General features: G+C 59.8%; 9 protein-coding genes and 2 tRNA genes (1 of these 11 only partly in view). 4 read left to right on the top strand and 7 right to left on the bottom strand.

Features of this window, described 5'->3' with window-relative positions:
- Positions 1 to 37 precede the first annotated feature (37 nt).
- The gene (locus AC07Y2_RS17675; RefSeq protein ID WP_085647830.1) at positions 38 to 511 is read right to left on the bottom strand and encodes a GNAT family N-acetyltransferase; all 474 of its coding nucleotides are present in this window, start codon (positions 509 to 511) and stop codon (positions 38 to 40) included.
- Positions 512 to 622: 111 nt separating this feature from the next.
- Positions 623 to 1,960, bottom strand: coding sequence for a 30S ribosomal protein S12 methylthiotransferase RimO (rimO, locus tag AC07Y2_RS17670; protein WP_039771314.1), 1,338 nt, complete (start codon positions 1,958 to 1,960; stop codon positions 623 to 625).
- 347 nt (positions 1,961 to 2,307) lie between these two features.
- On the opposite strand from rimO, the gene AC07Y2_RS17665 reads away from it, so the two are divergent.
- On the top strand, positions 2,308 to 4,149 hold the full coding sequence (locus AC07Y2_RS17665; protein WP_408980483.1) for a potassium transporter Kup: 1,842 nt from the start codon (positions 2,308 to 2,310) through the stop codon (positions 4,147 to 4,149).
- Between the two features lie 65 nt (positions 4,150 to 4,214).
- Here the strand turns inward: AC07Y2_RS17665 and AC07Y2_RS17660 are convergent, their stop codons facing one another.
- Positions 4,215 to 4,541 (bottom strand): DUF3077 domain-containing protein, encoded by a 327-nt coding sequence (locus AC07Y2_RS17660; protein WP_039771318.1) that lies wholly within the window; start codon positions 4,539 to 4,541, stop codon positions 4,215 to 4,217.
- 501 nt (positions 4,542 to 5,042) lie between these two features.
- Between AC07Y2_RS17660 and AC07Y2_RS17655 the strand changes: the two genes are divergently transcribed.
- Genes AC07Y2_RS17655 through AC07Y2_RS17645 form a run of 3 tightly spaced genes read left to right on the top strand, consistent with a single transcriptional unit; the run spans position 5,043 to position 7,178 of the window.
- The gene (locus tag AC07Y2_RS17655) at positions 5,043 to 5,810 is read left to right on the top strand and encodes a MarR family transcriptional regulator (RefSeq protein WP_103386565.1); all 768 of its coding nucleotides are present in this window, start codon (positions 5,043 to 5,045) and stop codon (positions 5,808 to 5,810) included.
- A gap of 1 nt (position 5,811) precedes the next feature.
- On the top strand, positions 5,812 to 6,510 hold the full coding sequence (locus AC07Y2_RS17650) for a hypothetical protein (RefSeq protein WP_103386524.1): 699 nt from the start codon (positions 5,812 to 5,814) through the stop codon (positions 6,508 to 6,510).
- On the top strand, positions 6,507 to 7,178 hold the full coding sequence (locus AC07Y2_RS17645; protein ID WP_103386523.1) for a PP2C family protein-serine/threonine phosphatase: 672 nt from the start codon (positions 6,507 to 6,509) through the stop codon (positions 7,176 to 7,178). The genes AC07Y2_RS17650 and AC07Y2_RS17645 overlap by 4 nt, the downstream gene beginning before the upstream one ends.
- Positions 7,179 to 7,284: 106 nt before the next feature.
- Here the strand turns inward: AC07Y2_RS17645 and AC07Y2_RS17640 are convergent, their stop codons facing one another.
- The 4 genes from AC07Y2_RS17640 to AC07Y2_RS17625 form a co-directional block, all read right to left on the bottom strand.
- Positions 7,285 to 8,580, bottom strand: coding sequence for a virulence factor family protein (locus AC07Y2_RS17640; protein WP_074691372.1), 1,296 nt, complete (start codon positions 8,578 to 8,580; stop codon positions 7,285 to 7,287).
- Complete coding sequence (mprF, locus tag AC07Y2_RS17635) at positions 8,580 to 11,219, bottom strand: bifunctional lysylphosphatidylglycerol flippase/synthetase MprF (protein ID WP_074691373.1); 2,640 nt, start codon at positions 11,217 to 11,219, stop codon at positions 8,580 to 8,582. The genes AC07Y2_RS17640 and mprF overlap by 1 nt, the downstream gene beginning before the upstream one ends.
- Before the next feature lie 279 nt (positions 11,220 to 11,498).
- Positions 11,499 to 11,575, bottom strand: a tRNA-Met gene (locus AC07Y2_RS17630).
- 204 nt (positions 11,576 to 11,779) lie between these two features.
- Positions 11,780 to 11,842, bottom strand: a tRNA-Met gene (locus tag AC07Y2_RS17625) (it continues 114 nt past the right edge of the window).

Genomic DNA, 11,842 nt, shown 5'->3' with positions numbered 1-11,842 from the left:
GCGAGCAGGCTCGCTCCCACAGTTGATTTCTGTCTTGTCAGCCGTGTTGCGAGCGCTGCTGATTCTGCCGCAGACGCATATGCAGCAGTGGATACGGCTGGCCCATGCCATCGACCTCCGAGCGGCCGATCACCTCGAACCCTTGCTTGAAGTAAAACCCCAGGGCCTGCGGGTTCTGTTCGTTGACGTCCAGTTCGTCGGCGTTCAGGTGCTCCATGGCGTACTTCAGCAGTTTCTTGCCAAGGCCCTGGCCGCGATGGGCCGGGTCGATGAACAGCATTTCAATCTTGCCCGCCGCGACGCCGGCAAACCCGGTGATGCGCTGATGGCTGTCCCGGGTGCAGATCAGCATCACCGCATCGAGGTAGCGGGTCAGCACCAGATTCTTCAGCAGCTCGATGTAGGATTCCGGCAGGAAATCATGAGTCGCGCGGACCGAGGCCTCCCAGACCCGGGTCAGTTCCTGATAATCGCTGAGTTTCGGCGTGTGGATGACCGAATGCTGACGCATGCCCGATAGCCTCTTTGTCATGGATGAGGGAGTCCTTCCCCTCACAAACTCTAGCCGTAAAAAAGCCCCGCATCTCGTAAAAGAGAGCGGGGCTTTCTGTATTTTTCGCGCTTAGATCTGTTCGGCCCAGAGGTCGTATTCGTCGGCGTCGGTCACCTTGCACCAGACTTTGTCGCCCGGCTTGAGGTTGCTGCCGTTGTCGATGAACACGTTGCCGTCGATTTCCGGGGCATCGAAGAAGCAGCGGCCGACCGCACCTTGCTCGTCGACTTCATCCACCAGCACTTCGATTTCACGGCCGATGCGCATTTGCAGGCGCGCCGAGCTGATGGCCTGCTGGTGCGCCATGAAGCGTTCCCAGCGATCCTGCTTGACGTCGTCCGGAACCATTTCCAGATCCAGATCGTTGGCTGGAGCGCCTTCGACCGGCGAGTACTGGAAGCAGCCGACGCGGTCGAGCTGGGCTTCGGTCAGCCAGTCCAGCAGGTACTGGAAGTCTTCTTCGGTTTCGCCGGGGAAGCCGACGATGAAGGTCGAGCGGATGATCAGGTCCGGGCAGATTTCGCGCCAGTTCTTGATCCGCGCCAGAGTCTTGTCTTCGAACGCCGGGCGTTTCATCGATTTCAGGACTTTCGGGCTGGCGTGCTGGAACGGGATGTCCAGGTACGGCAGGATCTTGCCGGCGGCCATCAGCGGGATCAGCTCGTCAACGTGCGGGTACGGGTAAACGTAGTGCAGACGTACCCAGACGCCGAGGGTGCTCAGCGCTTCGCACAGTTCGGTCATGCGGGTTTTCACCGGCGCGCCGTTCCAGAAACCGGTGCGGTATTTGACGTCAACGCCGTAGGCGCTGGTGTCCTGGGAAATCACCAGCAGTTCCTTCACGCCGGATTTGACCAGACGCTGGGCTTCGTCGAGCACGTCTCCAACCGGACGGCTGACCAGTTTGCCGCGCATCGACGGGATGATGCAGAAGCTGCAGCTGTGGTTGCAGCCTTCGGAAATCTTCAGGTACGCGTAGTGACGCGGGGTCAGCTTGATGCCTTGCGGCGGCACCAGGTCGATCAGCGGGTTGTGATCCTGCTTCGGCGGCACGACTTCGTGCACCGCGTTGACCACTTGCTCGTACTGCTGCGGACCGGTGACGGCCAGCACGCTCGGGTGCACGTCACGGATGTTGCCTTCTTCCACGCCCATGCAGCCGGTCACGATGACCTTGCCGTTTTCCTTGATCGCTTCACCGATGACTTCCAGCGATTCGGCCTTGGCCGAGTCGATGAAGCCGCAGGTGTTGACCACGACCACGTCGGCGTCCTGATAGGTGGACACCACGTCATAGCCTTCCATGCGCAGCTGGGTCAGGATGCGCTCGGAGTCGACCAGTGCTTTCGGGCAACCCAGAGAAACGAAGCCAACCTTTGGATTGGCCGGCGCAGGAGTGGTGGACATGTCTAACCTCGGTGTTTTGTGACATCGATTACCTGATTCAGGAACCGACGGACGGGCGCTTAAGGCGCGCCTCTGATCAAAAAGTGCGCAATTCTAGCGACGAGCAGCGCACTTGACCAGCTTTATGCAGGGAAATACGACGAGTGCTGCGCTATGCTTCGCGCCGTTGCGCTTTACTGAATTTTTACAGTCAAGAAAACGTCTGTTACAGGGCGTAAAAACGCGCATGCTGCACACAAAGCATAGTGCTTCATATAAGAAGCCGGTCTGGGAATCAGGAGTGTTGGATGGGTCAGGCAAGTAGTCACGCGGCAGGCGCCGAAGGTTCGGCCACCAAGCCGCTGAGCATGCTGGTCGCGGCGGTCGGGGTAGTTTACGGCGACATCGGCACGAGCCCGTTGTACACCCTCAAAGAAGTGTTTTCCGGCGCTTATGGCGTGCCTGTCAATCACGACGGAGTGCTCGGCATTCTGTCGCTGATTTTCTGGTCGCTGATCTGGGTCGTTTCAATCAAGTACATGATGTTCGTGCTGCGCGCCGACAACCAGGGCGAAGGCGGGATCATGGCGCTCACCGCGCTGGCCCGGCGGGCAGCGGCTGGGCGCAAGCGGTTGCGCACGTTGCTGGTGGTCTGCGGACTGATCGGCGCGGCGCTGTTCTATGGCGACAGCATGATCACCCCGGCGATTTCCGTGCTCTCGGCCATTGAAGGTCTGGGCCTGGCCTTTGACGGCATCGATCACTGGGTAGTGCCGCTGTCGCTGGTGGTGTTGGTCGGGTTGTTTCTGATCCAGAAGCACGGAACGGCGCGGATCGGCATTCTGTTTGGGCCGATCATGGTCACCTGGTTCCTGGTCCTCGGCGCCCTTGGCGTCTACGGCATCAGCCACACCCCGGAAGTGCTGCACGCGATGAATCCTGTGTGGGCAGTGCGGTTCTTTACCGTACATCCGGGCATGGGCGTGGCGATCCTCGGCGCCGTGGTGCTGGCGCTGACTGGTGCCGAAGCGCTGTACGCCGACATGGGCCACTTCGGCCGCAAGCCGATTGCCCGTGCGTGGTTTCTGCTGGTGCTGCCGGCGCTGGTGCTGAACTACTTCGGTCAGGGCGCTTTGTTGCTGGAGAGCCCGGACGCCGCGCGCAACCCGTTCTACCTGCTGGCGCCGAGCTGGGCGCTGATTCCGCTGGTCGGTCTGTCGACCCTGGCCACGGTGATCGCCTCCCAGGCGGTGATTTCCGGCGCGTTCTCCCTGACCCGTCAGGCGATCCAGCTCGGTTACATCCCGCGCATGTACATCCAGCACACCTCCAGCGACGAGCAGGGCCAGATCTACATCGGTGCGGTGAACTGGTCGCTGATGGTCGGCGTGGTGTTGCTGGTGATCGGCTTCGAATCCTCCGGCGCCCTGGCCTCGGCCTACGGCGTGGCAGTGACTGGCACGATGCTGATGACCACGATTCTGGTCTCGGCAGTCATGTTGCTGCTGTGGAAATGGCCACCGATTCTGGCGGTGCCGGTGCTGATCGGCTTCCTGCTGGTGGACGGTCTGTACTTCGCCGCCAACGTGCCGAAAATCGTCCAGGGCGGTGCCTTCCCGGTGATCGCCGGTATCGCGCTGTTCGTGCTGATGACCACCTGGAAGCGCGGCAAGCAACTGCTGGTCGAGCGCCTCGACGAAGGCGCACTGCCGCTGCCGATCTTCATCAGCAGCATCCGCGTGCAGCCGCCGCACCGTGTGCAGGGCACCGCCGTGTTCCTCACCGCCCGTTCCGACGCGGTGCCGCACGCGCTGTTGCACAACCTGCTGCACAACCAGGTGCTGCACGAGCAAGTGGTGCTGCTGACTGTCGTTTACGAAGACATCCCGCGCGTCCCGCCATCTCGCCGCTTCGAAGTCGAAGCCCACGGCGAAGGCTTCTTCCGGGTGATCCTGCACTTCGGCTTCACCGACGAACCGGACGTGCCGCAGGCGCTGAAACTGTGCCATCTGGACGACCTCGATTTCAGCCCGATGCGCACCACCTACTTCCTCAGCCGCGAAACGGTCATCGCCTCGAAACTCGAAGGCATGGCCCGTTGGCGTGAAGCGTTGTTTGCGTTCATGTTGAAGAATGCCAATGGGAACCTGCGGTTCTTCAATCTGCCGCTGAATAGGGTGATTGAGTTGGGGACGCAGGTGGAGATGTAAACCGGCGTCATCAAAAAGCCCCCGTCAGCCTTGTGGCTGGCGGGGGCTTTTTCGTTTTTGTGCCGTTACATGCTTTCTGGCAGTTCTGCCTCAGATTCGGTCTTCGTTCGCGCAGGTCGCGGCATCAGGGCCTTCATCACGTCGTCGACCAAGGCCTTGCCGATTATCGTCAGGTAATGCGCGGCCCAGGCGTGGCGGTCGCTTTCCTTGTCGTAGGCGGCTTCCTCGGCGAAGGATTTGGCGAGGAACAACAGGTCTGAAGCCTGGGACAGTGCTTCGACGATGGGGACGCCGGAGCGAACGTTGAGTAACGCCTGATCCGAGCTGTAGAGGAAAGAAGTGAAACCGATGGTCGTCAGGTCTGAAGGTGATGAAGGACTTTGTTTGCTCATTGTTTCGCTCCATAAAACGAGGAGCTGCCGCATTCGTTACCACACGAATGGGTGGCAGCTGTACGCAGGGTGGTAAACCGGGGGAGCAAAGAAACCGGCAGACCCGAAGGTCTCCCACGCACAGCCGCCATGACTCGAATTGCAGGCATAAAAACACCTGAGCCGTGTTTGGAATGCTGTTGCACTTTGCCTTGCCGGGTTACCACACCCGATCACTGAAATAGTCAGCGACCTCTGGAGAGTATCCCGTCGAAAAACAGTGCAATAGGGCGGCAAAGTGCCCAAACACGAGATTAGGAGTTTGCCTACAAGGTATGCGGACGTCATCTGATATTGCGACACCGGTCGGCGGAACTAAGGTGACGAGCAATTTCAGGGACAGTGGATTTTGTGTGGGCGCCACAGAAAATGAGGCCGAATAAAGGGCTTGACGATCAGATATTCTGAATGAGACAAGTGTCCACGTTTTATGGAATGTGGACACTTGGAGTTTTAGGCTTCATGAAGAGTCAAGACATTTTGCTTTTATTCAAGATGGCCAGCCTTCACGCTCAGGAGGAAAACCTCCTTGGTGTAATGGAGTCAGAGTCGAATTCGAACAGGGTTGAGGAGCTGTTGAAGCCCTATGTCGTCAGCCAAATGACCGCAGGTGGGCGGGTGGGGCAGCCATTGGTCACCTACTCCACTGACGGTGAAGATACTGTATTCCGTCGACAGGACTTCGATTCGGCCTTGAACGATGAGGCAGGGTGGGAGGGGTGGTCGGAGCCTGTGGCTGTTCCGCCCCTGGCAAGCTGGAGCGAGGGTTACTCGTTGCGTGCGTTGTCTGCTGCCCTCGGGCTAAGCAAAAGCGAGGTTTCAAATTCCATCGCCAGGTGTCGTGAGTCCGGCCTGCTCACCAATGACTATGAGACAGGGCTGGCGAAGGTTAATCGGCGGCAGCTACTAAGCATTACTGAGCACGCTCTGAAATACTTCTTTCCTGTAAAGCCCGGTGCAATGGTTCGCGGTATCCCGACGGGTTTCGCAGCACCGGCACTGTCCAAAAGCATCAAAAGTGCTGGTGGACTGATTCCGGTCTGGCCTGACGCATTTGGAACGGAGCGTGGTCAGGCGATAGAGCCGCTCTACAAGACAGTGCCGGAAGCGGTGAAGAAGGACAGGATTCTTTACCACTATCTTGCGCTTGCTGATGCGATCCGCCTTGGAGGCCCACGAGAGTGCGGTGTCGCGGTCAACATTCTAAAAGCAGGGATGGGACTGAAATAACATGTCATCAAACGCTGATCACAACTACGAGCTTATAGAGTTTGTCGCCGAAGGCTTGGGAGAGGCGTTTCTCGCTGAGGTTGCCTTTGTCGGAGGTTGCACCACAGCCATGCTGGTAACGGATGCTGTTGTGCTGGACGACATTCGTTTCACCGATGACGTTGACCTGGTGATCGAGCTGGCAGGTATTAGCGCCTGGCAGCAGCTTACCGAAAGGTTGGCAGCCAGGAATTTCAAGATTACCGGCGAGGATGAAGTCAACTGTCGTTTCCGCTTCAACGATATCGTCGTTGACGTGATGCCTTCTGATCCCGAAGTTCTCGGATACGCCAACCGCTGGTTTGTAGAGGGGTTGGCACGGGCTGATAAATTTACGTTGCCCAGCGGGGCCGTCATCCAGATATTCGAACCGACCTATTTTCTTGCGACAAAACTGGAAGCCTTCAGCGGTCGGGGCGGTGGCGATCCATACCATAAAGATGTCGAAGACATCATTATTTTGATTGATGGACGTCCAGAGCTTTTAGAAGAGGTTCGGCAAGCGGAGTCCGAGCTCAAGGAGTTCATCACGACTGGGGTTCGAGCACTCAGGGGGCTCGCTGGCATCGACTATGTGATTGAAAGCTCGGGTTCGGTACAGGCCAATCCAGGAAGAGGGCAAATCATTCACGGGCGCATGAAAGAACTGGGCAGCGCATGAAATACCACACCAGATCGGTAACAGGGCGAGCCAGGAAAATCAATCATGACTTTGCTGGAGCGCTTTTTGATGGAGAGAGCGGCGTATTTGTTATCACAGACGGTACTTCGAGGATTGGCAGTGGCCAGTTGGCTGAGTCCTTTGTGAAAAGTGTTTTAGCGGTCTGGTCAAAACACTTTGATCAGGGCCTCGATATCACTGAGTACGGAGCGGTTGAACAGGTACTGGTTTCTATGCTGGCCGACCTCCATCCCGTCTTGTTTGCAAGCCAGACAGGCGCCGCTTGTTATGTGGTGGGTGTCGCTGCTCATGGCAAACTCACGCTTGCGTATGAGGGTGATTGTTCTTGCGGTGTTGTGACGTCGGCAGGCGCGATCGAATGGATTACGTCGCCTCACTGTAAGGCCAATTGGAGGCGTGACCGTTCCCACTTCGAGCTGGCGCAGGATCCGGCTCGGCACCGGGTGACTCGATGCTTGAAGGTGAGTCGCCCACCGACCCCTGACTTTGTGTTTCATCCGTTGGGTTTAAGAGAGCGACTGGTGTTTGCAACCGATGGCTTTTGGGCGGAGCTAACCGAGTCGCAGCAAAGCAGCTTGTTAGAATCGCCGGATGGCAGCTGTATCGAGGTTGAAGATGACATCACATGGATAGATGTTCAGTTTTAGTCTTGGCATCGATACAGGGTTTGACTGGCAGGAAGTGCTTCAAGTTTGCGTAAAAAAGCCCCCGCAACCATAAGGCTGCGGGGGCTTTTCGTTGGTGCGCTTCAGATCACTCTTCCGCCACCTGCGCCGTGTTCTGGCGCTTCTCGATCAGATCCACAAGACGCTTGGCCAGCGCCGGGTAGTTCTCGTCGAAGTGGTGGCCGCCAGGCAGCTTCACCGCTTCGCCCACCGCGGTTTTGTCGGTGCAGCCGCTTTCATCCGTCTCTTCTTCACCGTAGATGCACACGACCTTGGCCGGTGGCAGCTTGGCCATTTCCGGGCCGGTGGCGGCTTCTTTGCCGGCGTTGCCGAGCCAGCCTTCGACTTCGATTTCGAAGCTTCCGGTGCGGGCGAAGGCCAGCAGGATGATTGCGTCGACGCGTTGCTGCTCGGTTTCCGGCAGGCGGTTGTAGATGGCCGGGAGGACGTCGGCGCCGAACGAGTAGCCGGTCAGGATGAAGCGCTTGGTGCCCCATTTCTGGCGGTAGTGCTGCATCAGTTCGGTCAGGTCCAGCGCGCTCTGTTCCGGGCTCTTGTGCTGCCAGTAGTAGCGCAGGGTGTCGATGCCGACGACCGGGTAGCCGATCTTGGCCATTTCACCGGCCACGTCGCGGTCCAGATCGCGCCAGCCGCCGTCACCGGACAGGAACAGGGTCACGGTGTCCTTGGCCTGACCGGCCGGGACTTCAACCACTGGGATCTGCAGACCACCGTTGGCCTTGTCGCCGCCGACGAGGATCTTGCGCAGTTCGTTGTTCAGCACTTGCGGCAGGTTGATGTCGTAGTCGCTGATGCTGGTTTCGGCGTTCGGTTGGTCGCGCACGAAACCGGCGCTGGTGTCGTCCGGGTTGTCGTTCCACGCCACCAGCCAGTGGCCGTGGGCGGCGGCTTTTGGCAGCAGGTGGGTGCAGCCGGGTTTTTCCAGGGCCAGGTCGACGGAGACGGCCTGGGCCTTGTCGTCCTTCTGTTCGGACAGCCAGCGCCATGCCAGCACCGCGCCGGGGCCGATGCCGCTGACCAGGGTCGCCGGGCCGTTCAGTTCACGCAGGCCGGCTTGCAGGGCACGGCTTTGCAGCAGGCAGTCCTTGGGCAGGATCACCTGGACGATCTGCGCCGAGGCGCTGCGGCTCAGGGTGGTCAGTTGCTTGTCACTGAGCTTCTGGTCGTCGTTGACCGCCACCAGTACCTGAGCCTTGGGCTTGGTGCCAGGGATGACCCGGGTCATGGCGGCGCCATCGGCCGGGGTGAGCTGTTCGAGGGTCGGTTCCGGTGCCGGGCGTTTGAGGTACCAGAAACCGCCACCGGCAATCGCGGCCAGCACCAGCAGTGCGACCAGGATGTACTTCAGGGAGCGTTGAATCATCAGCGTTTCACCAATCCAGTCAAGCCGCCCGCGATCAGGGCAGCAGTGTCGGCCAGCGCCACCAGCGGATCCAGTCCGGCGGGCACGGCCATATAACGGGGTTCCCAGTCAGGCTGGAACTTGTCTTTGAAGCGGCGCAAGCCTTGGAAGTTGTACAACTGCTCACCACGGCGGAAAACCATCGAGCCCAGACGCTGGGTCAGTGGTGCCCCGCGCCGGGGTTGCAACCCCGACAGCGGCACCATGCCCAGGCTGAAGCGCGCGTATCCGTGACTCTTATAGTGTTGAATCAGACCGACCATCATGAATTCCATGGTCAGCTTGGGGGCGTCCGGGTGCGCGCGCATCAGGTCGAGACTGGCCAGGTCGTGGCTGTAGGTCTCGAGCAGGTTGGCGAACGCTACCGGACGCCCTTCGAAGCGAATCACCGCGATGCGGAAATGCTTCAGGTAATCGTCGCTGAAACGGCCAAGGGAGAAGCCTTTCTCGCGCACGTTCTTGCCGGTCAGCCAGGCATCGGAAATCACCTTGAGCTCATCCATCGGCGCCTGGCCCGGCTCATGGATCTCCAGCGACAGGCCGTCACGGGTGCCACGGTTCCAGGTGTAGCGCAGGTCCTTCATCTCCTTGCCCTTGGCTTCCAGGTCAAAGCGATGCAGATCGACCCGGGCTTCCTCGCCCAGCTTGATCGCGGTCAGGCCGATGTCCATGTAGTACGGCAGGTTCTCGGCGCGAACCTGATAGAACACCGGGCGGGCGTGATGGATGTCGCACAGGTCGCGGAACTGCCAGATCATTTCGGCCCGTTGCTGGCCGGGGCCGATCGGGTCGTACAGGGCCACCAGACTGCGGCCGCGACGGGCGTACATCAGGAAGGCTTCGTCGTTGGGATGAAACAGCAGCGCCTTGTCGCCGGTCAGGGCCAGGCCGCCGTCCGGTTGCGAGGAGGCCATCAGGATCTTCGAGGCGCGTTCCAGCTCATCGGGTGTCGGCAAGTGGATCACCGGGCGAGCGGTGCGCAGCAGCCAGGTCAGGGCGATCACCAGCAGCAACACGGCGGCGCCGAGCAGCGATCGCAGGCCGCGCGGGGCGTCGGCATCGAGGGTGAACTGCCACCACAGTTGATGGCTGTACGGAACGTCCTGATAAGCGAACAGCAGCAGCCAGGTCGAAGCACCGAGTACGCACAGGCTGGCCACCAGATACAGCGGCGAGAACGGCAGTTCGGTCAGACGGCTCGGGCGGTAGAACGAGCGACGGAACACCCCCAGCAGCGCGGCGGTGAGGGTCATCAGGGTCGCTTCTTCCCAGTCGAAACCCTTGAGCAGCGAGAGCAGGGCGCCCACCAGCAACAGAATGGTGGTCAGCATCCACGCCGCCGACAACCGGCGACGCAAGCCCTGGGCGAGCATCAGGCACAGCACGCCGATCAGGCTGGCGCCAAAGTGCGAGGCGTCGACCAGGCGGTGAGGAATCAGAAAGCCGATGTGTTCCAGACGGGTGTCGATCTCTGGCGTCGCGCCGGAAAACAGCAGCACCACGCCGGAGAGGAACACCAGCACCGCGAGAATCGGTGCCGCCAGACCGGAAGCCGCACGCATGGTCTGCGACTGAAACAGGCGCTGGCCTTCGTTGAGCAGCAACAGTACGCAGGCCACCAGCAACGGCAGCACCACATAGATCAGGCGATACAGGAGCAGGGCAGCGGCCAGTGGCGCGGCGCCAAGCTTGTCGGCGAACGCCGCGAGCAGAATCGCTTCGAAGACCCCCACGCCACCCGGAACGTGACTGAGTACGCCCGCCGCCAGCGCCAGCAGATAAACCAGCAGGAACGCACCGAAGGGCGGCGCTTCCGGCAGCAGCAGATAAAGGACGGTCGCAGCGGCGGCGACGTCGAGGGCGGTGATGACCAGTTGCAGGAACGTCAGGCGACGACCCGGCAGGCGCAGGGTGCGACGACCGGCCCGGACCAGCAGGTTGTCCGGATAAGGTTGTTCCGGCAGGCGACGGCGATAGATGCCGATGGCCAGGATCGCGCCGAGCAGCAGCACCACGCCGGCAATCGTCCCCAACAAGGTCTCGGACAACCCCAGTGCCTGCGATGCAGCAGGCAGGTTGCTCAGGGTCGCAAGAGCAGCCAGCGGCGGCAGGGCGCAGCCCAGCGACAGGCTGGCGAACAGGGTCATGTGCGCAACTTCGGAAGCGCCCAGGCCATGCCGTGCATATAAACGGTAACGCACCGAACCGCCGGACAGCATCGACAGGCCGATGGCGTTGCCGATGGCAAACGCGGTGAAGCCGCCAAGGGCCAGAACTTTCGGTGCCAGCGTCACGCGGGCGTAACGACTGGCCGACCATTCATAGCCGAGCAGAATAATGAAGCCGACGACCGTCGCACCGAGGGCGCCGAGCAGGGCCGGTTTCGGCACGTCGAGAATCGAGTCGTGCAGGGCGTCGAGATCGAGTTCGCTGAGCAAATGGCGACAGGCAATCAGCGCAATGGCGAACAACAGCAGTGTGACCGCCAGACCGATCGGCTGGCGGTATTTGCTGATCCGATCCAGCAGGCGCAGACGCTCAGGCTTGATCGGTGGGGTCGCTGTGACGGTGTCTTGTGAATCAGACGAGTTGGCGCGCATCAATCACCTCTTGGATTGTGCGCGACAGGATGGAGGTATCCAGCCAAGTAACCAATCCCTGTAGAAAAAAATAATCACAAAATACTACGCCTCTCACCGGGTATCGGCGAGGGCAGGTCTTGGATTGCAGATGCCTTGTTCGCGACTCAAGCATAGTCGCATCTCGGCGGGTCTGAAGATCCTGAACGGTTCACTGCACAGTGACAGATCATTGTTGCGAAAGGACTTTTTCCACAGATACAAAAAAGGCCACTCTTTCGAGTAGCCTTTTTTGATGTTTGGTTGCGGGAGCCGGATTTGAACCGACGACCTTCGGGTTATGAGCCCGACGAGCTACCAGACTGCTCCATCCCGCGTCTGTGTGGCGGCATTCTACAGGCGAACGGCGAGGTGTCAACCGATAATCCCGTGATGGGTCAAATAAGTGTGCAATCGCGGCAAACGGTCGCAGGGGAAGCGCTAAGTTTCGGAATCGGAACGATTTCCGCTTGGCGCGACTGGATTCAAAAAACCGACGCGCACAAAAAAGGCCAATCTTTCGATTGGCCTTTTTTGATGTTTGGTTGCGGGAGCCGGATTTGAACCGACGACCTTCGGGTTATGAGCCCGACGAGCTACCAGAC

The organism is Pseudomonas sp. GW456-12-1-14-TSB6, assembly GCF_059424205.1.
The sequence above is the reverse complement of the archived record's forward strand: the minus strand, read 5'-3'. Positions and strand labels throughout refer to the sequence as shown.